18 protein-coding genes are annotated in these 23385 nt (G+C 47.2%); 3 read left to right on the top strand and 15 right to left on the bottom strand.

All coding sequences use genetic code 11. The features are described from left to right. Window positions 1-9 precede the first annotated feature (9 nt). From DFP97_RS11285 to DFP97_RS11250, 9 genes are all read right to left on the bottom strand, one after another. Window positions 10-1434 carry a glycosyl hydrolase family 28 protein gene (locus tag DFP97_RS11285; protein WP_114380083.1) on the bottom strand — a complete coding sequence of 475 codons (1425 nt, stop codon included), beginning with the start codon at window positions 1432-1434 and terminating at the stop codon, window positions 10-12. Between the two features lie 25 nt (window positions 1435-1459). Further along, window positions 1460-1612, bottom strand: coding sequence for a hypothetical protein (locus DFP97_RS30710; RefSeq protein ID WP_181873467.1), 153 nt, complete (start codon window positions 1610-1612; stop codon window positions 1460-1462). 356 nt (window positions 1613-1968) lie between these two features. Further along, window positions 1969-3567 (bottom strand): extracellular solute-binding protein, encoded by a 1599-nt coding sequence (locus DFP97_RS11280; RefSeq protein ID WP_114380082.1) that lies wholly within the window; start codon window positions 3565-3567, stop codon window positions 1969-1971. A gap of 95 nt (window positions 3568-3662) precedes the next feature. Beyond that, complete coding sequence (locus DFP97_RS11275; RefSeq protein WP_114380081.1) at window positions 3663-4526, bottom strand: carbohydrate ABC transporter permease; 864 nt, start codon at window positions 4524-4526, stop codon at window positions 3663-3665. Between the two features lie 31 nt (window positions 4527-4557). Further along, window positions 4558-5553: an ABC transporter permease gene (locus DFP97_RS11270; protein ID WP_114380080.1), complete on the bottom strand. Its 996-nt coding sequence runs from the start codon at window positions 5551-5553 to the stop codon at window positions 4558-4560. A gap of 399 nt (window positions 5554-5952) precedes the next feature. Next, a complete protein-coding gene (locus tag DFP97_RS11265) occupies window positions 5953-6186 on the bottom strand; it encodes a hypothetical protein (RefSeq protein ID WP_114380079.1) in 234 nt (77 codons plus the stop codon). Between the two features lie 67 nt (window positions 6187-6253). After that, window positions 6254-7843 carry an extracellular solute-binding protein gene (locus tag DFP97_RS11260; RefSeq protein ID WP_114380078.1) on the bottom strand — a complete coding sequence of 530 codons (1590 nt, stop codon included), beginning with the start codon at window positions 7841-7843 and terminating at the stop codon, window positions 6254-6256. 131 nt (window positions 7844-7974) lie between these two features. Continuing rightward, the gene (locus DFP97_RS11255) at window positions 7975-10188 is read right to left on the bottom strand and encodes a helix-turn-helix domain-containing protein (protein WP_114380077.1); all 2214 of its coding nucleotides are present in this window, start codon (window positions 10186-10188) and stop codon (window positions 7975-7977) included. Window positions 10189-10926: 738 nt separating this feature from the next. Next, window positions 10927-11313, bottom strand: a complete 387-nt coding sequence (locus DFP97_RS11250) for an MmcQ/YjbR family DNA-binding protein (protein WP_114380076.1) — start codon at window positions 11311-11313, stop codon at window positions 10927-10929. Between the two features lie 149 nt (window positions 11314-11462). Here DFP97_RS11250 and DFP97_RS11245 point away from each other — a divergent pair, with 149 nt between their 5' ends. Together DFP97_RS11245 and DFP97_RS11240 are read left to right on the top strand one after the other, a co-directional pair. Continuing rightward, window positions 11463-12995: an MFS transporter gene (locus tag DFP97_RS11245; RefSeq protein WP_114380075.1), complete on the top strand. Its 1533-nt coding sequence runs from the start codon at window positions 11463-11465 to the stop codon at window positions 12993-12995. 185 nt (window positions 12996-13180) lie between these two features. Continuing rightward, a complete protein-coding gene (locus tag DFP97_RS11240) occupies window positions 13181-13780 on the top strand; it encodes an SET domain-containing protein (protein ID WP_114380074.1) in 600 nt (199 codons plus the stop codon). A gap of 159 nt (window positions 13781-13939) precedes the next feature. Here the strand turns inward: DFP97_RS11240 and DFP97_RS11235 are convergent, their stop codons facing one another. After that, window positions 13940-14665, bottom strand: coding sequence for a hypothetical protein (locus DFP97_RS11235; protein WP_114380212.1), 726 nt, complete (start codon window positions 14663-14665; stop codon window positions 13940-13942). 148 nt (window positions 14666-14813) lie between these two features. Between DFP97_RS11235 and DFP97_RS11230 the strand changes: the two genes are divergently transcribed. Beyond that, window positions 14814-15221: a hypothetical protein gene (locus DFP97_RS11230; protein WP_114380073.1), complete on the top strand. Its 408-nt coding sequence runs from the start codon at window positions 14814-14816 to the stop codon at window positions 15219-15221. A 357-nt stretch (window positions 15222-15578) separates the two neighbouring features. Here DFP97_RS11230 and DFP97_RS11225 read toward each other — a convergent pair whose 3' ends face one another. The 5 genes from DFP97_RS11225 to DFP97_RS11205 form a co-directional block, all read right to left on the bottom strand. Beyond that, a complete protein-coding gene (locus DFP97_RS11225; RefSeq protein WP_114380072.1) occupies window positions 15579-17186 on the bottom strand; it encodes a DUF3502 domain-containing protein in 1608 nt (535 codons plus the stop codon). A 77-nt stretch (window positions 17187-17263) separates the two neighbouring features. Continuing rightward, the gene (locus tag DFP97_RS11220; protein WP_114380071.1) at window positions 17264-18175 is read right to left on the bottom strand and encodes a carbohydrate ABC transporter permease; all 912 of its coding nucleotides are present in this window, start codon (window positions 18173-18175) and stop codon (window positions 17264-17266) included. A 12-nt stretch (window positions 18176-18187) separates the two neighbouring features. Further along, entirely contained in the window at window positions 18188-19057 is an 870-nt protein-coding gene (locus tag DFP97_RS11215; RefSeq protein ID WP_114380211.1) for an ABC transporter permease, read from the bottom strand. A gap of 130 nt (window positions 19058-19187) precedes the next feature. Then, on the bottom strand, window positions 19188-21977 hold the full coding sequence (locus DFP97_RS11210) for a beta-galactosidase (RefSeq protein WP_181873466.1): 2790 nt from the start codon (window positions 21975-21977) through the stop codon (window positions 19188-19190). A 286-nt stretch (window positions 21978-22263) separates the two neighbouring features. Beyond that, window positions 22264-23334 carry a LacI family DNA-binding transcriptional regulator gene (locus tag DFP97_RS11205; RefSeq protein WP_114380069.1) on the bottom strand — a complete coding sequence of 357 codons (1071 nt, stop codon included), beginning with the start codon at window positions 23332-23334 and terminating at the stop codon, window positions 22264-22266. Between the last annotated feature and the right edge of the window lie 51 nt (window positions 23335-23385).

The raw sequence follows: 23385 nt of genomic DNA, 5'->3' as shown, positions 1-23385 counted from the left end.
CGACTTGCTTTAGGTGAACTTGACATCATACGCATAATCTCCAATCCGAATATTTCCAGACTCCGGACTGAGGATGTGCCGATCATTGATTCGCAAATTCCTGAACTTCACCCCCCTTACGAATTTAGACTCGTCGAAGCCCGCGATAAGCGACGGGTTATCGCAAATTCCGTTGAACGCGATATTCTCGAAATAAATATTTTCCACCCGGAAGCCGGGACATGGATTATATTTGGGGTTAAAGAGCACACGGATGTCGATCAGCTGTCCGAGCTCGAACTGTTCTACCCGGATATTCCGATAGGTCACATTCCGGACTGTATTGTTATCGCCGCAGTTAATCGAAAAACACCCCCAATAATAAGGCTGTGGCTCATGGTGCTCGAGCACATCTATATTTTCAAAAAGAATGTTTTCGATAACGTCCCCTTTATCGTGATTGCCGTGCCCGCCGACATTCATCGGATGAGCCACGTCCGCCCATAAGATGGAATTTCGGACTGTGATATCCCGTGTGTCCCCCTGATAGTCCCATCGGCTGCCATAAATTGCGATGCAATCGTCGGACGTTCGCAGAAACACATCGTCAACGTCCACATGGGCACTTGACATCATGTCGATGCCGTCCGACCACCCGCGGGTACTGAACGATTTGATGTTGCGGATCGAGATATGCTCGGAACTCCCTATCTTAACGGTATAATGGGGCGGATCAATAACAATGATTCCTTCGACGGCAATATGTTCGGAGAACAAAATCTCAACGGCGCGATAATACGTCGTTTTCTCGAAGTCGGACATATAGACGATCCCGCGACCCCGGATCGTCACATCCCGTACATGATCACAGATGAACGCCCCATAGACGACCGATCCTCCGGCAACATAGACCGTTACACCGGAAGGCAAGCGGAATTGCGGCTGTTCCAGAACATGTATGCCGGTATCGAAATAGATGACCGATACTTCCGGCGTGATCAGACGCTGGAGATCTTCGGTCTGATGTTTGCCCGGCATAACGACTAAGACGCCCGGATCGTCCTGCATCGGCGCATCTTTCTCAATCGGATTGGCAAAGATATGCAAATTATGGAATCGGTCTCCGTTCACTTCGAGCGACAATTTACGGGGCTCGTCCATTGTGAACGTCACGCGGTTTCCACCCACGACGCCGTCAATCCCCGCTGATGAGGGGCGGATCGCCACGTCGCGAATCTCCCCGTCATTCTTGATCACTTCGACTTCAACCGCGCCGGCACAATCGAAATAAACCATGGAGGCATCCCGCACATCATGCATGTCCACCTTCACGTTATAGCTGAACAGCTGCCGCCATTCGCCTTGTCCCTGCCGGACGCGCACCGTATAATCGGAATTGCCAATCGCACCCTCGGGATCTGGATACGTGATTAACCGATTTGACACGTATGTCATGATTGTCTCGTCCTTTCCTCAAAACCTAATTTTGGATGCTGCGCGCTGCGTTCACCTGATTGACTTCGTCTGTCAAGGCTTGACCGCCTGGTTTCAGCCATTGCGCCTTGAATGTGTCAAAATTGGAGTTCTTATTCTCTTCGCCGATGACCGCTTTGATCAGATAAGTGTCCTGCATCGTCTGAAGATTCGGCCAATATTGCGTTGTGGGTTCCAGGACGGCCGCTTGCAGAACGTCTCTAAAGCGAGGCTTTCTTTAATTAATTGTAACGATTGTAAACGCTTTTTTATATTTCAAAATCATTCGATTGTTTTTAATTCCTTCAAAACCGGGTTTCAATTTCTTTCGGAATTTCTAACAAACTCCTGAAATTAGGATGTCTGTTAGGAATTTGGTATAGATACGCGCTACTCTGCCGCGCCGGATCTGTTGGGTCAGCCTTTTCATCGGGATATAGAAACGCTTGGAGATCTACTTTAATCGCAAGAAAAGCCGACTTGCATTACAAGTCGGCCTTATCAATAAGTCGGTAATTATTGCTTACGCTCCTGATAGATCTTATTGGCTTCGTCAATGATTGCTTGTCCGCCGGAACGCAGCCAGTCTTCCTTAAACTTGTCAAAGTCTTTGTCCGTGTTTGCTTCCCCGTAAATCGATTTAATGAGATACGTGTCCTGCAGCGTTAACAGGTTACCCCAATACTGGCTCTTGCTTTCCATGTGTACAGGGCCCAATACGTCAAGCAACGGTACGATTCCCGGCGTGATCTCGTCTCTCAGTTCTATCATTTTAGAATCGAAGTTGTATTTCTGCTTGCTGATGTCAATGTGAGTAAGCGGGTTATAGAAGCTGCCATAGCCCAATTTCGGTGCCGCAACGCTTTCATCCGGCTTTGCAACAGGGAATCCGTTCTCGTCGAACTCGTAGCTGACGCCTTCTTGCCCTTTAACGGTTAACAACCAGCCTTCGTCGCTTGTCGCTGCCCATTCCAGAATTTCGTAGATTTTCTTACGTTTCTTTTCATCTTTTTCGACTTGTGCACCCAGTAATACAGGCGCCTGGCGAGCTCCATATGCGAATGCGTATGCGTCGCCGTTCGGACCGACAAGCGGCTTGCCTGGCGTGTTGATTATTCCTGCTTCAAGCGCAGGCTTCGTCACATATCCCGACTCCGGATTGAAGTTGACCCAGCCCGCATTGTCAACAACACCGATTTTCTGATTCACAAACAACTCGTTGATTTGACCATTATCGTTCGTAATAAACTCCGGATCGATCAATCCGTCCTTGTACCACTTGTTGAGAAGCTTTAATGCTGTGCGCGTCTCTTCCGTAATGGCTCCCCAGGTAACTTTGCCTTCGGCATCCAGCTTGAACTGGTATGGGCTCACGGCATGCGCAGTGAATACGGAAGTGAACATCTGGATCGGCAGCTTGCCTCTTGCCGACATCCCGTAAGTGTCGTTCTTTCCATTCTTGTCCGGATCGTTCTTCGTAAATTTCGTCAGGACATCTTCGAATTCCTCAAGCGTCTTCGGCGGCTCGCTGTAGCCGATGTTTTCCAGCCAGCCCTTATTATAACCCGGAATGAACCCGTCGTTTCCTGGCGGCCAATATTTTGGAATGCCCCAGTTTTTCCCGTCAACCATACCTACCATCCAAGCACCAGAGTCAAACTCATTTACTGCTGCAGCATAATTGGGCATGTTCGCTTCAATTTCGGCGCGATCGAGACTGGCGATGATTCCCTGTTTCGCCCACGTCGCCATGTCTGTTTCATTGGCGTCGATCGGGAAGATATCCGGAATTTCATCGGATGCCAGATAGACGGAAAATTGCTCTTTCCAGCCCCATCTTTCCAGCTTGATATTTTTAATCTTTACATTGAATTTCTTTTCGATTTCAGTCTGTACATAGTTACCGTCTGCTTCAGGCGAGCTAAAGTTGTTCGCCCACACAATCTCGATCGGCTCTTCTTGAGCCACCGTCTCCTCTTTACTGCCCGTGTTGCTGCCCTCGGAAGTGTTCGTGTTCCCGCCTCCGCTGTTTCCTCCGCTGCAAGCGCTTAGCACCAGCACCAGAGAAAGCAGGAGGGCTGTTAAGGTCGTCCATTTCTTTTTACTGTGTTTCATTGATGTTTTTCCTCCCTTTTGTTGTTTCTTAATCTATTTAAACAGCAACACGTAATATGAATGCTGTTTAAAACAAGTGGTACCAAAAGTCGTTACTAACCCTTGAGTGACCCTACCATGACGCCCTTAACAAAAAATCGTTGTAAGAACGGGTAAACAACCAATATCGGCAAGGCGGTAAACATAATGATTGCCGCTTTAACCATTGCGGGGTCTTCCTCCTCCGTCGGCACAGGCATCATCGGGTCTCCCATATTGGCGATAACAAGCCTTCTCAAAAGTAACTGCAGTGTAATCTTCGTTTTATCTTGCATATATAACATCGCATCGAACCAGTTATTCCAATGCGCCACCGCAGCCCAAAGCGCGAGCGTTGCCAGCACGGGGGCTGACAACGGCACAATAATCTGTACCAGAATGCGAATATCGTTCGCGCCGTCAATTTTCGCCGAATCCTCCAGTTCCATCGGAATACCCATGAAAAAGTTGCGAAGAATAAGCATGGAAAATGTGCTGACTAGTCCAGGTATAATATAGACCCATACCGAATTAATCAATCCCAGTGACTTTATCAGCAAGTACGTCGGAATCAGACCGCCGCCAAAGAACATTGTGATGATAATAAACGTTGTGTAATACCCGCGATGTGGCAAATATTTACGGGACAGCGGGTAGGCGGCCATAGACATAAATACAAGAGAAAGCAAAGTGCCTACAACGGTCCTGAACACTGTAATGCCAAACGCCCGCCATATACTGTCCGTCGACAATACGCGCTCCCAGGCAAACAGCGAGATTTCTTTCGGATAGAGATGAATTCCCGGACGCAGCGCTTCCGCGGGCGTACTAAGCGAAATCGACAGCACATGCAAGAACGGATAGACCATGACAATACATAACATCGTGATGATAACAATCAGGAACCACTGAAAAATTTTCTCGCCTTTTGTTAGACGCAAGTTGTCTCACACCTCTCGAATCTGGTTTACTTTAATAGAGGCCTTCCTGCCCCATCTTTTTGATAATGAAATTCGCTGTCAATACCAGCATGAACCCGACGACGTTCTTGAACAAACCGACGGCCGTAGTCAAACTGAATTGGAATTCCTGCAAGCCTATTCGGTATACATAAGTGTCAAGAATGTCGGCGACACCGTAAACGGCAGGGGAATATAAGTTAAAAATTTGGTCGAATCCGGCATCGAGCACATTGCCAACCCGTAAAATGAGCAATATGGCGATGACTGGCATGAGAGCCGGAAGCGTAATATAGATCGTTTGCTTCCAACGGTTCGCACCGTCGATGACTGCCGCTTCATACATTTGCGAATCAATACTCGACAAGGCAGCAAGGAAAATAATAGTTCCCCACCCAATTTCCTTCCATATCGCCGATGTAATGAGCGTAAAGCGGAAGTATTTTTCGGTGCCAAGGAAATAGACCGGATCAAAACCGAATATCTCCAGAATGTAATTGACGACCCCGGTGGAGGGCGATAAAAGCGTTATCAAAATTCCGCCGATAACGATCCAGGACAAGAAATGCGGCAAGTAAGAGATCGTTTGGGCAACTTTCTTAAAGAACGTAAACCGGATTTCATTGAACAGAAGCGCCAGAATAATCGGAGCCGGAAATCCGAAAATGATTTGATAAAAGCTGATTATGATCGTGTTCTTCATGATCTGGGGGAACTGCGGCGAAGCGGTAAACAAATATTCAAAGTGCTTCAATCCTACCCACGGGCTGCCCCAGATGCCTTCTTTAATGTAAAAGTCTTTGAAAGCTAATTGAACCCCGTACATGGGTCCGTACGCGAATATGCCATACCAGATCAATACGGGAAAAAGCAGCAATAATAAATATCTGTTCTTTACATAGTCCCTCCCGATTTGCTTAACATTGTCGATCCACGTGCCGGACGACTTTTTCAGCTTTTTATGGGGGCTTCCTATGCCGCCAATGTCAGGGGCATTGGTTGTGTTCATGTGACAAACTCCTTTCAGCGATGACTGGTTATGTCTCACATTGTAGAACTATGCAAGCGCTTTTTCTATTTTATAATCATTAAATTCATTTTAGATTCTTTCAAAAATCGTTTTGTTTTTTTGTCATGGGCCGATTTAAAACAAACAAAACTCACGATTCTTACAAATACACCCTAAAAAGGAAACCAAAAGGATACTGCATGCAAAAAAGACACATACCCAAACCACAGGCAGTGTCTCTCATGGATATAACCTTTGAATCTCTATTCTTACTATTTTGCTACTGCTTAATCAAATACCATTGTTGGTTGCTTCCTCCGGTATCTCCCGGTATCGGTTTGCCGCACGATACATGCACCGTTTTCAGTAGAACTCCCGCTAACGCCAGCCAGCTTATCGCTATGGCGGTCTTTCAAGTTGCTCCGCTCTTAATCTGTTCGTGACATTGTCGAAGCTTGCCGAACTCAGCATCGGATTATCGTGCGATGTTACGGCGAAGCCAATATAGGCGGTGCTTGACATCGTGATAGTCGTGGATACGAGCTGCGTCCAGTTCGTTCCATCTGGTGAAGTATAGCCAGTCATCGCAACGAACACATTCTTGGCGTTCGGGCTTAGCGATTCCCGGAACATCAACCCCGCCTTGGCCCATGCATTCGTATTCGTCTGACTGTTCTACCAATCTGACCATCCTATTCGATTACTTAATATGCCTCTCTGCATAAACCATGTTGGCTTCGTCCGTCAATTCTTGACCGCCGGATTTCAGCCAACTTACCTTAAAGTCGTCGAACCCTTTATCCGTATCCGCTTTGCCGATGATGGCTTTAATTAAATAATTGTCCACGAGCGTCTGCAGATTCGCCCAATATTTCCCCTTGGCGCTCAATGCAGTCGGTGCAATAACGTCCCTGAGCGGCTCATAACCGGTATCCAGCTTCGCTTTCAAATCCAACAATTCCTTAGTCGTGTTATATTTAAACATCGAAGTATCTGCGTTGGCGAGGGGATTATAGAAGCTGCCTGCTCCGGCTTTTGAGGCCGCCGGTGTCGTCCTTACAACGACTAAGTCGCCGTTCAAGTCGTAGTTGACACCCTTCTCACCGTAAACCGTAAGCAGCCAGCCTTCCGGATTTGTTGCAACGTATTCGAGAATCTGCTCAATAATGATCCGTTTAGCTGCATCCTCCTCAAGCTGCACGCCTAACAGTAAAGGGGTTTGACGCGTGCCTGAGGAGAATGCGTAGGCTTTACCGGCTGGTCCTACAACCGGCTTTCCGCCGATAACGCGTTGTCCCTTTTCCAATGCGGGTTTCGTAATATAGCCGGATTCAGCGCCGAAGTTGCGCCAACTCATGTTATCGACCATGCCGATCTTTTGGTTAGCAAATTTTTCATTGAGCTGGACGTTATCTGCTGTTATGAACTCCGGATCGATAAGTCCGGCTTCGAACCACTTATTCAGAAGCTTGAGTGCCGAGCGGGTTTCTTCGGTGATCCCCCCATACACAACCTTTCCGTCTGCGCCCAACTTGAACTGATACGGCGATACGCCATAAGCCGAGAATACGGAAGTAAACATTTGGATCGGGAGCTTGCCTCGGCCCGACATGCCGTACGTATCCTTCTTGCCGTTACCGTCCGGGTCATTGTTCACGAATTTGATGAGCACATCCTCCAGCTCCGCGAGCGTCTTCGGAGGCTCGTTGTAGCCGATTTTCTTCAACCATGCTTCATTATAACCTGGGATCATGCCTGAATTGCCGGTAGGCCATACCTTCGGAATTCCCCAGTTCCTTCCATTATAGAAACCGGCATTCCATGCGCCGGCGTCAAACGATTCCAGCGCTTTCGAATAACTCGGCATATTTTTTCTGATTTCATCCGGGGAAATGCTGGCAATGATGCCCTGATCCGCCCATGTGGCAAAATCGATCTCGTTCGCATCGATTGGAAAAATGTCGGGAATTTGACCGGAAGCAAGCAGGACATTGAATGTATCCCTCCATCCCTGCCGTTCCAATTTGACATTTTTGATTTTGACGTTGAATTTCTGCTCCAGCTGTTTCTGCACATAGTTGTCATCAGCTTCAGGAGCATTGAAGTTGTTCGCCCAAGTAATCTCGATCCGTTTGTCGTTGGCCTCGGGCTTCACAGCTTCAACGAATGAACCCGGTGTAGTCTCGCTATCGCTTAGCTTGCCGCAACCGGTCGCGACGAACGTCATCGATAAGACAATGCCCGTCAAACTCAGCAAAGTTTTCTTTCTTTGTTTCTTTCTTAGATGCATTGCTTTGACCTCCCTTTTTTTTCTGATGAAAGCAAAAGTTTCATACCCGTTAGATTCCGTTTTTTGAAATATTCAAATGCAAAAAATGGAAGAAAAAGCTCAGCTCTAACAGCTTGTCTATAGAAATTTTGCTAATTGGCCGCGCTCGACGTTTGTTTCGTTTGCCTGTACCGAACGGGAGTAATACCAAATCGCGCTTTGAATTTGACATGAAAATATTGCAGGTTGCGATACCCGACAAGAGACGCGATTTCCGTGACGGACAACTTGTCGTCTTCGAGCAGCATGCGGGCGGCTTTCTCGAGTCGGATTCGGGTCACGTACTCGGTAAACGATTCGTTCATCACTTCGCCGAATAAGGTGGAAATGTAGGCGGGAGCAAGTGAAGCCACCTCGGAAAGAATATTAAGCGAAAGATCTTCGTGCACATGCTCATCGATATAGGCTTTCAGCTTGAAAATGACCTCCGCATGCTTATGCTTGACTGAATCCCGTACATGGACCCCAATACGTTCGGAAAGGCTGCGAATCGATGCGATCGTGTCTGCCAGCGTATCTTTCTTCAACTCGTCAAACAGATTGGAAGGAGGAATGATTTGCTGCAGCTCCAGCTCAATAATCGTTTCGTACAGTGCGGAAACGAGCTGAAGAAGCGCAAGCTCCACCGATTCAAGCTGCATATTCCGTTCCATCAGAATAGTGGCAAATTCATCGATAAATTGATTAACGCTCTCCACATCCCCGGCCTTAAGCGTATTCTGAAATATATCTAGAGAAATCAGTGGCGGCTTCGGATCGAAAGCGGAAATTTTAGAATGCGGAATGATTGCTTCATGACCGTACATAAACCGGTAGCGATATGCTTGATGAGCCACTCGGTAGGAGAGAGGAATTTTCTCGGGCGATAAGACCGATGTGCCGATACCCGCTCCAAATCGGAGCTCTCCTCTTACTTCGTCCTGGATTTTGTCCAATTCCGCAGCTATCATCCCGTCATCCATCTCGTCGGCGCGTAAATCCAGGAAGTAGATAATGGCCGCTTCCTGCGGGTTCAAACAAACAACCTCGTATGGCACGGGGCGGTCGAATTGCTCGTATCGCAATTTGAGCTTCTCACTATCGCCTTCGATGAGTTGAATATGCACCAACTGATAGCGGAAACCCTGTTGAAGGCCATCCACATGTTCCAGCCCGAGACTGGCGCCCATCACCAGGTTTTTCATCTCATTTTTTTTAGCCTGAGATTCCAAACTGACGATTTTTTGATCCATGAAATTCAGCGCACTTCCGATTATCATATATTCATTCGCATGGCTGGGGTTCAGACCCGGTTGATACAGGTTGCGAACATGCTGGATCAGCTTTTTCATCGGGAGATAGAAACGTTTGGAAATCATGTAGGAAATAGCAAGCCCAAACACGAGCATAAGACAGCAGGCTATTAAAATCTTGGTTTTCATTTTTTTTGTATCCAGCACAAATGAATTCATCGGCCGATCCATCGCATAGGTCCAACTGTGTTCCGACTCTTGACCCGCGAGATGCGATAATACGAATGTGCCGCTTAAACTGTCGTTGATCTGTGTGGCGGTCTTACCGGATCTGATGGCTTGCCGGATCAACCCGACATCTTCTGGATTCGCCCCGGCTGTTTGCAGGATCAAATTCCCGTTTGCATCGAATATATAGTACCTCTCGAAGGAGGAGTGGATGATTTTAGAGACGGCCTGCTTCAGGTACTCCAGATCGACATCAACATATAAGTATCCTTTCGGCGGAGAACTGCCTATCCCGTATGGGAGCTTAACGACATACGTCATCGCCTGCTTTCCGTCCGGCAATGTCCGGATCATCCACCGGTTCGGAGTCATTTGCGGAAGCCCCTCGATAAATACGAAGTCTTTGGAATTTTCTGGATTTTCAAAGAAAAGACTACTGGTTACAGCGTAATTTCCTTGATGAAAATACACGGTTATATTGGAAGCGCCTTCAATTGTTGTTTTAAAAATCTCAAGATCTTGTTGTAATGACAATACACGGTCGAGGTTTTCTGACCAACTATTATTGAGTAAATAATTCAAATTAGAGCTGTTCCGAGTGAGAATTGTGGTTACGGCCTTATTTTGAAGATTTTCTTCGTACTTTCGCAGCAATGTCTGTTCTACATAATCTTTCGCTGTAACGAGACGTCGTTGACTATCCCTGGCGATTTCGTCCACCATCATTTGATTAGCCTGCGTGTACAGGTAACCTCCCGTAAGTCCGAGCAGCACGACAGCTAATGCCGTAAACGATAAGATGAGACGGGTAAAAAAAGTATTTCTGTAGAAAAGCAACGCTTTCATAAGGATCCCTCCTGGCACATACCCTGATGACAAAAGTCAAATTAATAGGTTAGATTTTTCCGCAATGTGGTTGTCACAACCAATCCGCCGGAGCGAATGACATACGCACAACAAGTATACCGATCTTATGTTTGATTTACTAGAGGTTCGTATGCTGCAAGTGTTGGTAATCAAGCGACAAGCGCATCATGCAGGTCATAGTTCACTTCCGCTTGCCTTTGGAGGATTTCCATCCTTTTATAAGTAATATATTGATGAATCGAATAGCCGGTCTCCTCTTTGAAAATATGGCACAATTGCTCTCCATAATGTCACCTCGCTTAAATCAATCCAATTCTACTGCAAGATTTGCATACTTTCAAACAATTTATACGAGGATTATCGCCAATTTGAATAATACACTGGGAAAGAACTGAAAGAGGAGCTTATAAAAAGACGTGAGGTGAAATGGAATGGATACAGATCGTCAATATTCCTTTTTTTACAAAGCCATTTCTTAGGCTCTACAGGAATGTTTAGAGTATAACAGGTCAATTAGTTATCAATGTCGTCTGTTCTATCTATAATAAAATCCTAAATGGGATTAAAACTATACGCTCGTTAGTTTTAATCCCATTTAGGATTTTTGAAAGCCAACCTATCATAACTTACTAGACAGGGTGGAGTACAGATAATGACAATGAACAGATAATGACAATGACCTCTTTCAACGAAAGATCATATCCAATGTTTGAGTTTTTAATAGGATTCCGATAGCAGCTGCTTGACCAGCCGTTTTGGTGCAGCCCGGAGATAAGCCTCCTTGAGCAGCTCGCCCAGCTCGTCCCACTCGATCGGTTCGCCGGTCTTCGTCGATACCCAACCGTGTTGGCCGATGTACGGCGTTTTGATGAACCGGCCCTGCTGCAGCAGAATTTCTTGATTCTCTCGGTCCGACTTGAAGGATAATCCGGCACCATCCTCGTTTTCGCCCATCATGATAAACGATTTGCCTTTTACTTTAAACGTTGTATGGCCAAATCCGTCGATGATTTCCTCTACTTCAAGCAGGGAGCTGCAAATACGACGTACATTTTCCAGCATCTCTGTTCCTTGTTTCGATTTTTTGCTTTTGTTGTGATCCATAACCATACCCCCTAAATATTCTGCTCTAGTCTAACACTTTATTTTGTTGTTTAGTATTTTATTTTCTCCAGCAACACTGACATAATGCTGTCAGTAATGGCCCCTTATAATGAAGCTATTACATGAGATCAAATGGAGGGAACCAAATCATGCACAAAACAAAACAGAAAACCGGGATCGTTATTGCAGGCTTACTGCTTGCGATTCTGATGGCTTCAATGGACAACACGATCATGGCGACCGCGATGGGGACGATTATTGGCGAACTCGGCGGACTCGACAAATTTATTTGGGTCACCTCGGCTTATATGGTCGCGGAAATGGCCGGAATGCCGATATTCGGCAAGCTGTCCGACATGTACGGCCGCAAGCGTTTCTTCATCTTTGGTGTTATCGTCTTCATGGCCGGCTCCGTACTATGCGGAACCGCGGATTCGATTATTCAGCTAAGCATTTATCGCGCAGTTCAGGGAATTGGCGCAGGCGCTTTAGTCCCGATTACCTTCACGATTATGATGGATGCCGTTGCTCCGGAGAACAGAGGCAAGCTTGGCGGACTATTCGGTGCCGTATTCGGCATGTCGAGTATATTCGGTCCGCTGCTCGGTGCCTATATAACCGACCACATCCATTGGGCATGGATCTTCTACATTAACCTGCCGCTTGGCCTGATCGCCTTTGGGATTATTGCCTTCTTCTACAAGGAATCGCATGAGCATTCCAAACAACGAATCGACTGGTTGGGCGCAATATCGCTTGTCGGCGCGGTCATCTGCTTCATGTTCGCCATGGAGCTCGGCGGCAGACAATTTGCTTGGGGTTCTTTGCCGATCATCGGCATGCTCGTAGGATCCGCTTTCTTTACCGCTCTGTTTATTTTTGCTGAGAAACGCGCCGAAGAGCCAATTATCCCGTTCGGCCTGTTTCAAGCCCGTTTGTTCTCAACAAGCAATGCGCTGGCTTTTCTCAGTGGAGCTGCTTTCATTACGGCTTCCGTTTACATTCCACTTTATATTCAAGGCGTTCTCGGCGGGAACGCGACTAACGCCGGGCTCGTCCTGCTGCCGATGATGCTGGGCACAGTCGTGACTGCGACCGCCGGCGGCTCTTTGATGACTAAACTATCCTACCGTACGATTATGATTTCGACTGTAATCATCCTTGTCGCAGGAATCGCGCTGCTGACGACACTAACTCCGGATTCCTCGCGGCTCACGGTAACGGTCTATATGATAATGATCGGCCTTGGCATCGGCGCATCCTTCTCGGTTCTGAGCAACGCGGCGATTCACGCCATGCCGATCCGGCAGCGGGGGACAGCGAGCTCAACGCTCAACTTCCTGCGTTCGCTCGGCATGACGCTCGGCATTACGATTTTCGGCATTGTTCAGAGCCATTCCCTAACGCGCAAGCTCACAGAAGCGTTCGCGGGAAATGATTCTGCTGCGGGCCTGCAAAGCATTGATTTCAGCGATCCGCATGCGCTAATGGATCCTGCATCCCGTGCACAAATCCCGGAGCAGTCACTGGGCCTCATTACAGAGGGGCTTTCTTCCTCTATCGTCTTCACATTTGCGGTCGGTCTCATCCCGGCTGTGTTAGCCTTAGCCGCGGCATTCATGATGAGCAAGGAAAAGCTGGACCCGGCAGCCGAAGCGGAACAGTACGCAGCCGCTCATTAACTAAGTATGCGATTTAATAGCAACTATATAGAAAACCGCCTGTAAAGCAGGCGGTTTTCTTCATGCCTTTGTTACTATTTATCCTTGCGCTGATAAGATAAAAAGTAAAATTTATAATGTTTCAACAAGCAGTCCGCCTCTGCATATTATGGGTAAAACCAATTTAGTGAAGGGGAATACCCAACATGATCTATCCGCATACGGAACTGCGATATATAAATGATCAAATCGGTTTTGGAGTATTTGCTACTAAATTCATTCCAAAGGGAACAATTACGTGGGCATTGGATGGGCTGGATCATATACTTGAACCGGCTTATTTTGATACTCTAGATAAATACAGCAGCGAGATACTTAAGAAATACTCATTTCGTAATCAAGAAGGTAAATATATTCTTTGTTGGGATATAGGCAGATATGTGAACCACAGTTTTCAAGCCAATTGCATGGGAACAGCATATGAATTTGAAGTTGCTGTCAGGGACATTTATCCAGGAGAGCAGCTAACGGATGATTATGGAACTTTAAATATGGATGAACCTTTTGAATGTATTCCTGAAGAAGGGATGAAGCGGAGGACCGTATACCCAGATGATCTTCTTTATTATTACGAAGAATGGGATCAGCAGGTAATAGAGGCTTTAAAAAACTTCTATGATGTTGAACAACCGCTGATTCATCTTATTCGGCCCGAATTCATGGAGAAAATAAGGTTCGCAGCAACAGAGCACACTCTGCCGGATTCGATCAAAAACACTTACTATGATCGTCATGAACATAAGTAATGCGAAACTAAAAAATCCTAATCGACCAAACATCGAACGAAAGTTAACGTGCTTTCACCTCATTTAACCTTCTTTACTATTCTGAGGATGATACGCGGATATTATGCAGGACTGGTCTAATAAGGGAGTGTGCAGTCGCACACTCCCTTATTATTGCCTTCAGGATTCTTCTTTTTGTATTTTCCCGGGATTGTTGATCTTGTATGGCACGGGATGCTTGGTTAGCTTCTTTGCAACGATTTTACCTTCAAACGTGATCTTGTCTCCGATTTCCAGTTCCAATTTTTTAATCGTGTTGCTGTGGCTGGACCAGGCTGTGCCGATTTCGGTTTCCGGCTCGAGAATGGAAACCGCTTCGTAGATGACTACTTCGTCATCATCATCGGAGAAATGGTTTGGTACCGTAGTAAATTCTTTTACGGTAGCGGTCATTTTGACTTTTTCTTCAGGCAGCTGAGGTTTCGGTGCCTTTTCTTTTTTGGCTTTTCCCTTCGGCGGCTCTTCGACCTTCGCTTCTTTAATCTTGGCTACCTCAATAGGAGGAGCTTCTTCTTGCAGCGTCTCAAGCACGACGACCTCGGGCTCTACCGGTTTTTCCGCTGCTGCCGAAAGCCTCTGGCCATAAGTGGATGCCTGCATCTCCTTCAGGTACGAAGGGTGAATGCAGTGCAATTGTTTGTTATCAAATTGAATGACCGCGCTCATGTTATCGACATAACCGATAATGCTGCAGGCCATATTCTTACCGTTTCCTTTATAGAAAAAATCTTTTGTTTTGGTTGCTTTCTCTGACAGCAAACCCCATTCTTTACATTTTTCAATCAGTGCCGCCTCGTTTTCGAAGGCGTAATACGTGTTTGGATCGATGATAAAAGCATGTCCCATATCTTCTCCGCCTTTCTGTTTATACAAAATCATTTTATCATCTTTTTGCTGACGGGGGTCAACGTATACTAACAAAAATTGTAACCATTTATCATTAAATTTCGTCTATATGGATTAGAAATTAGGATAGACATGAGGAGGGAATAAAGTGAAAAAAGTTATTGGGTTTCTAGCAGCCTTCACGTTAATCATGCTTGTTATAACTAAATCCCTTTATGTGGAATGGACAGAGCTGTTTATTATCATTGTTTCCCTTTCTATTAGTTCCATAGCGTTCAATGTTTATTTTAATCATCAGAAAAAGTACAATTCTGTCGTGATCAGTTCAACAATTATGGGATTTTCATTGTTTTGGATACTCGCTTTAATGGATTTAGCCGCAGACCATTTCATCTATTTCCTGCCAACAGGCAATGAAGACGGAAAAGCCTTACTATTAACAGAAAAAATCCAAGAGTACAGTGATGATTTATTTATTGGAAGTGTAATATCAACGCTTACCGTTTTAATCATATCATCAATTGTTTTAAGGCTCAAAAGCAGATTAGTTCGGTAGGGAGACATAACGGGAAAACATCCCGCTAATTGTTCTATTTGATCGATAACTAGGCCTATACATGGAAAACCTCCCGTTATTTTAATCCATTTCGGTCAATAATTAAGAAATCAGCCGATTTAGAGGGAGCTTTTCCGGTTAGTTTGATGTCTCATAATTTCGATTGCATATTAACTGTAGGAATTCCTTTAAGTAAGGCAAGGGTCGCCCGCTTCCAGAGCGGTCCTAGTCATTTAGTTGCGGTGGCAAAACGAAACTTACAGTGATCAACTACGTTCATCATTCCCTAAACAAGCACAAAAAAGAGGGATGCACCTTCGTGCATCCCTCTCTTCTCGGGCCGTATGGCCCAGTGTCTTACCCTTCAATCAATTTCTTATACTCATCCATCTGGCGCTGCAGCTCGGCAAGCACCTTGTCGTAGCCTGCTGTTTTCAGCTTGTTGCGGAATTCTTCAACGGCTTTAACAGGATCGCCTGCTTTACCGTACGTGATTGCAGGTCCCATTTCGCCTGAAACCTGTGTAATCGCCGTAAGCTCAGCCTCAACCGGCGTTTTGTCGAACACGAACTGGCCATAAGGGTATGGTTTTTTGATGGCATCATACTCCGCATAGAGCGTCTCTTCGATTTGATCCCATGTATTTATGCTCGGAATCTCGAATTTATCGACGCGGCCGCCCCAGAAATCAGCGTAGAATGCATCGTTTGTTTCGTCATAGCCTTCAGGCAGTACGCGCTTGCCGTCTTTGACTTCATATTGAACGCCTTCCATACCGTAGTTGATCAGATGGTAAATTTCTTCGTCATTGCGAATCAAGTCATAAGCCATAAGAGCGCGTTCCGGATTTTTGCTGTGCGCGCCGACAGATGTTCCGCCGTGCGTGATAGACAGTTCTGTCAGGTTTGTGCCTCTTGTGCGGTTAAAAGGAAACATTTGCAGCTCAGAACCAGGCTGGTCTTTATCCATGGTTACGCGAAGTCCGCCGAAGGTTTGCGTATGATGCTGATCAAGTCCCGTCAATCCCGCTCTCAGAGCAGCGCGGACATCGTTCTTATTATTGAGCACATCTTCACGCCAGTAGCCTTTGTCAGCCCAATCCTTCATCATCGTAGCAAATTTTACAAAAGTATCTTCAAATACCGGGCTTACAACCGTGTACTTCTCATCAAACGATTTGGCTGCAAATACAGGCAGGTAGCCTGTAGAAATCGGCAGCTCCAGGTTATCCGAGTAGGATTGATTGAATCCTCCGAAAGTACTTGTTTGAGCAACAGCATCCCAAGGAACAACATCCGGTTTATTGTCTTTAATATATTGAAGATAAGTGGCGATACCTTCCCAATCCTTGATCGGCTCGGTAATGCCCGCTTCCTTCGCCCAGTCGCCGCGGTAGAAGAAGCCGTGGTTAACCCATTGCGTATAGTCGTTTTCCGGGATCAGCACAATGTTGCCTTTATACTTGCTTTCCGCCCAATCCTCTTCCGGGATCGAAGTAAAGGTTTGCGGCGCGTACTTCGGCAGCAGCTCGTCAAGATTCATGAAAGCGCCGCGCTGCGCGTTGCCCCAAGTATCAAGCCAGTCCGTACCGATCGTGATCAGGTCCACAGGCTCGCCGGATGCAAGCAGCAGATTGTATTTTGTCTGCCAGTCTGCCCATTCCACCCATTTCCACTCGAGCTCGGCATTAATTTTTTCCTTCATCTTCTTGTTTACTTCAGCCATTACTTTCTCAAACTGACCGTTTGTCGGCTTATTGCCTAGAACGACATAGCTGATTTTTACGAATTTTGAAGTATCAACGGCCGTATCGCCTTCCGGCTTATTCGTGCTGCCTGTATTTCCCGTGCCCTCGTTTTTCCCGCCTTCATTGCTTCCTCCACTGTTGCCACCTGCACAAGCTGCAAGACTGATGATCATAAGGATCGCGATCAGCAGAGCGGAAACCTTTTTCAAATTGGACATTGGTACTTCTCCCCTTTGGTTTCATTGATCGGGCATTGCCCGTTATGTGAAGAGGCCAAACCTTGGCCCGCGGCACATCAGCCTTTTACAGCACCGACTGTAATACCTTTGATGAAATAACGCTGTACGAAAGGATAGAACAGGATGACAGGACCTGTCGCAACGACTGCAGTTGCCATTTTCATCGATTCGAGCGGCATATCCCGGAGCTCCACGTTAGAAGCGGCCGCGGAATTCCGGATAAAATCTGCGCTTGTGACGACGTTGTACAGGAACAACTGCAGCGGACGGTAGTCCATATCCGGTGAAAGGAACAACATCGAGTTGTACCATTCATTCCAGTAACCTAGCGCTATGAACAGACCAATTGTTGCAAGCGCTGGCGTTGTCATAGGCAGAATGAGCTTCATGAATATCGTAAAGTCGCCGGCTCCGTCGATTTTGGCCGACTCGGTAATCGCATGCGGGATGGAACGCACGAAGCTCTTCATCATGATGATGAGAAAAGGACTCAGCAGCCCCGGAAGCAATACGGCCAAGTAATTATCCTTCAAGCTCAAATACTGCGTCATGAGCAGGTAGAACGGCACGAGACCGCCGGAGAACAGCGTTGTGAAATAAATGAAAAACGAGATGCCGTTGCGGTATCCAAAATCCGGACGTTGGAGCGCATATCCGGTCATAGCCACGATGAACAGCCCTGCGGCGGTTCCGACAATCGTGATGCCCATGGTGACGAGATAAGATCCAATCATAAGGTCGGGATTTTCAAATACGATTTTATAAGCGAACGTGCTAAACTCACGCGGCCAAAAATTAAATCCGTGCTTCTTGATCATACCCTCAGACGTAAATGAGGTGCCGAGGACGAGCAAGAAGGGCAATAAACAGCAGAGCGAGAAGAAGCCGATAAACAGATAACCGAATGCCTTCACGGCTATTCCGCTTAGATCTGTACGAATACTCCGGGATTCCTCTGTATTTTCCATATTCGACACCTCCTAGAATAACGAGTTTTCAGGCGAAGCCTTTCTAACGAGCCAGTTTACCGTTATGACGATGATAAATCCGAATACCGACTGATAGAGACTCACGGCGCTGCCGATCGAGAAGTTGAAGTTCGTCATCAGCGAGCGGAACACGTAGGTTTCGATAATATCCGTCGTCGCATATAGTGCGGTGTTGTTAGCTCCTACCAGGTTGAAAAACAGTCCGAAGTTTCCTTTCAGGATGCCGCCGAGCGAGAAGAGCATCAGAATAATGAAGGTTGGCTTCAGCCACGGAAGAATGATATAGATGATCCGTTGGAAAGCATTGGCGCCGTCGATTTCCGAAGCCTCGATAATTTCGTTGTCAAGCCCCATGATCGCTGCAAAATAGACAATGGATCCGTAGCCGGTCGACTGCCACAAGAACGTCAGCACGATAATAAACGGCCAAATGCTCGGATTGGAATACGTCTTGACCGGTTCCATGCCAAGCGACTGCAGGACGCCGTTCAAATAACCGTAATCGTAGCTCAGTATGTTATAAGCGATCAAACCGATAAGAACCGCCGATATGAAATGGGGCAAAAACATAATCGTTTGCGTTACCTTCTTGAACCATTTCTTGCGGATTTCATTCAGCAGGATTGCGACCATTATTTGCAGCACGTTCCCCAGCGTAATGAAGACCAGATTATAAGCGACCGTATTGAACGAAAGCCTCCACAAATCGCCGTTCATCACTAGAAAGCGAAAGTTATCGAAGGCAACGAACGGGCTTTTGAATATGCCGTCCGAGTAGTTGTAATTAATGAAAGCAAGATACAAGCCTGGCATCGGCAAATAGGCAAAAATGATAAAAAAAGCGATGGCCGGCAAACACATGATAAGCAGCGTCTTATTGTTCCAAAAACGTCTCAGCCTGCCTGCGCTTAATCGCTGCTGTTTTTGCTGTTTGCTCTCGAGTGCCCTTTCGACAATGGCTGCCACCTTAATCCCCCCTTGTTATCAAGTTCTAAACAGAAATGAATTGAATCGATTCCAAACGTCCCTGCTGATTTCGGTCAACCGCTTCCAGCATTATCGAGAGTCTGCCCTTCCCTTCTTGATACCAGGCTCCAGGCAAATAAAAGGAGTCCGGGCTGCCGCCCGTTAGAACAGGCCGATCTGACCCGCATGGAAGCCAAAGCCGGCCAACGATGCGATCCTCCAGAAATACGGTCAGCTTGAGTCCGGTACCGGTAACTTTAGCGCGCCATCCTTTGCCCGCATCCGAATTGACAGTAGATGCATACAACCATGCTGTCGCTCCCGGCTCCAAGGCAACGGGCAGCTGCACTGACGAAGCGTACTCTTTCAGAAGTCCGGCATGAGTGAGTAGCTCTTCTTCCTCCGCTGCACTCACCGTCCATCCTTCGGCTTCAACCCCTTCATACAAGTGCACTCTTCCTGCCGACAAGCCAAGCACCCTCTCGACGTATACCATTAGCTGGACCGTTTGCCCAGCCGATACGAACGCCGATATGTCGATATAAGGATCGAAAGGATTCACTGTTCCAATTTCCTTCCCATTCACGAACAACCTTGCGAGAGACTGGAGGTCTTTAAAATGCAGTGTCCACGAGTTCGCATCCCCGGATGCTGTGAATGACCTCCGGTAGTACTCGAATGCGGGGTGATCCGGAGACATCCAGCCTCCAAAGTTCACAATTGGCCACATGCTGCAGTCGATTGGATCCGTAAGCTCCTCAGGCAGCGTTCGATCCGATGCACGGTACACGCTCCAATTCCGGGTGAGCTCGCGAACCTCCGTTACGGCCGACATCCCTTTTATTCCTTTCATCGCTTGCAGGCGAAGACCGGGGAGACGGACGTCATCGAAGTTTGAATGTCCCCAAATCTCCACTCTCGCGCTCAGCCTTTCACCCTGAAGGCCACCGCTCAGCGGTATGAAGGAGCTTCCGCCTCCCGGCGTCACCGTACCTGCATATCTGTCTCCCGTATACAGCGATATCACATCACTGCCCTGACGGATCAGTACTCCCTCCACCGTTTTACCGTCCGGTACCTGAACATCTGCTTCATACCAGGCATAACCCCGGAAGACACCTTCGCGCTCCAGAAAATCCGCCTTCTCCCGCGAAATCCGCTTATTCACGTCCGTCATCGGCTGCGAAGCATCGAGCTCGCTTAGCTTCCATTCAGCCGCCGCTTCTTCCGGGCTGTCCGGATATCGATACGGCTCCCCGAATTTAAGCGTCCCGGTCTCATCCACACCCTCCGTATAAAGCGCTTTCAAACGATCACTTATGAAAAGCTTCAGCTCACGGCCGCTATGAAAATGAATCGAACAGGACGCTTCATCTTTTCCATCAAAGGCTACAACAAGCCGTTCATCGCGATATTCGGCCGCTGCATTCACCGATTCAACCTCGAGAGGCCTATCGATTAGAAGAATGATTTCCCCCCTGCCTTCGGTATGAAACGCGAGCAGCGATCCAGCCGCTCCCCCCTCGGCCATGTAAAGCTCAGCGGTCGAACTTTCCAGCCGCCCCTCGAATCCCCATGTTGCAAGCGGTACTTGAAAAGGCAGCGAAAGCGAACGTCCGGCTCTCAATTTGAAAGCTCCTTTTGCCGGCTCGTTAGCCGGTACGATTGCAATCTCTCTATCGATGTCTTCAAGATTCGTTACAAACAGAAGGCTGCCGCCTCCCTTAAGCTCCAGGGCATAAGGTCCAATCACGTTCTTACATTCTCCTGCAAGAGATATTGCACCGGAGGAAGTGCTTGCTACTGAAGCTTCCGCCAGCGCAGCGCCATAGGCATCTATTAGCCGGCTAAGGAGCCTGCCTTCGTATGCCTCCTCCCGGATATGCCCTTCCGGCGAGATCATGCCGCCGAAATCATAGTCAGAGGTCATGAACGCCAGCGGTTTACCCCAGTTGTTCGTCGCGTTCGTAAAGCCAAAATCCGTACCTGACACCTGAAGGTAGGGTCCCAGCAGCTTCGCTCCGCAAGAGAGAAGTCTCCGAAGCAGGTAATGCGCCCGGTTCGTCTCCGTTACGAGAAGCGGATAACCCATTCCCGCTAACAGATCACGGTAGTGCAGCACCTTCTCTTCGAATTCAGGATCCCGATTGTCCGGATAAAAGTTGCAGGTTGGAACGACGTCCTCTGCGAGTCCCGATGCTTGCAGCAGCCCGCCTTGGCCCGCGCAGGCAAATATCGGAACCTTAATGCCATGGCTAAGCGCCATATCGCGAAGTGCTGCAATATAACCTTCGGGGTCGGTACAGCCGTAGAAATCAAGCTCATTATCGAGCTGAACAGCAATAACCGTACCGCCCTCTCCCGCTTGGTTTGTCTTCAGCAAAGGCAAAATCCGGTCAAACCACCCAGAAACATAATGCAAATATTCTGAATCATTGTCGCGAAGCTTCATGCCTTCTTTAGCGAGCAGATACGCCGGAAGAGCCCCGCCGTCCCATTCGGAACAAATGTAAGGACCAGGTCTGGCGACTACCCATAGGCCCGCTTCCGCAGCGGCAGCCAGAAATGCGGCAACGTCCCGTTCACCGCTGAAATCCCACTCCCCTTCCTCCGGTTCATGGTAATTCCATGGAAAGTAGACATCAATGCTGTTGTAGCCGAAGTCTTTTAACTGTTCCATCCGCTCCTTCCACAGCGCTCTCGGAATACGGAAGTAAAAAAGCGATGCGCACAGCAGAATGTGAGGTTTATTGTGGATACGTACGGCTTCTGCTTCGAATTCGACAACCGTCCTTGCCTGGGTTTCCATGCTCATGTCACAACCTCCAAATAAATGGGTTAAAAACTCGAAAAATGTAACCCGTTTCATGAAACCCGTTACATTTTTAAACAAAATAAATACACTCATAAACCGATATAAACAACAATTGTTTTTCACTACGGTATTCTGATGTGTATTTGTGTTGGGACTAGTATAAAAATAATTAGATATTGCAGCAGCATGTAACGGGTTACATTTGATTCCGCGTCAGTCCGTAAACTTTAGACACCTTGATTCTATTCGACATTGTAAGCGTTGTCAATATTTTTTTATAACGAATCTATGCCTTTAGTCCTTTCCCGCCAGGAGGGGCTGTAGACTCTCTAACAATCAGCTCAGGTCTTACTTTGGTATTTCTGCTGACCTTGTTCTTGGTGATCATTTGGTGGAGCAAATCAGCCGCGTTTCGACCTACGTCATAGCATTTTAATGAGACGGTAGTCAATTCAGGAATGCTGTTAGATGCATAGGGAATATCGTCAAACCCGACAAGTGATAAATCATGCGGCACCCGAAGTCCCGCTTTATTTGCCGCCTTCATAACCCCGATGGCAACAAGATCATTCGCGCAAAAAACAGCTGTCGGACGCTCAGGCAGGCCAAGAAGAATATTCAAAAATGCTTTGCCGCTTTCTACGGAAAATCCTCCGTCCAGCATCCATTCCTTTCGAACCTTCAATCCGTTTTTTTCCATCGTTTTGACAAAGCTCTGGATACGCTGAAGCGTGTTTGACATATGCCTGTAACCGCCAACGAACGCTATATCACGGTGACCCAGATCAATTAAATGCTGTGTCGCCAGCTCCGCACCCACCTTCTCATCGGCATAAACGCGGTTCATGCCCTCACCAGGAAGATTTCCATTAATCAACAGCACCGGCACGCGCTTGCAGACCTCAACGACCTCATTCACTAATTCCGCGCTTGGTTTGGCCAAGTTGATTCGGCCTCCGAGCATGATAATCCCATCGACCTGCTTCTCGACGAGAATATTCAAATACTCTGATTCGCGCACGTATTGTTCCCCAGAATCCCCATTCGTATTCGTCGACACGGTATCGCAAAGGAAAAACGTATACCCCTTGTTTCTTGCTTCCTGATCGAGTCCGGAAAGCACCTCTGGAAAAAACGGGTTTGTAATGTCCGGCAGGATCACGCCGATCATACCGGTCTCCTTCTTAAATAAGCTTCTGGCAAGCGCGTTCGGCTGAAACTGATACTTGTTGATCAGCTCCGTAATTCGATCTCTCGTCGACTTTTTTACAGGAGCCGTGTTGTTAAGCACGCGCGACACAGTGGCTACTGAGACGTTAGCTTCCCTAGCGATATCATAAACAGTAACCGGTTTGATAGTTGCTCACCCCTCAGCCCATTAATTCATACCTCAGTAGAATAACAGACT

The organism is Paenibacillus prosopidis, assembly GCF_003337375.1.
In the GTDB taxonomy this organism is placed as follows: Bacteria; Bacillota; Bacilli; order Paenibacillales; family Paenibacillaceae; genus Pristimantibacillus; species Pristimantibacillus prosopidis.
The sequence above is the reverse complement of the archived record's forward strand: the minus strand, read 5'-3'. Positions and strand labels throughout refer to the sequence as shown.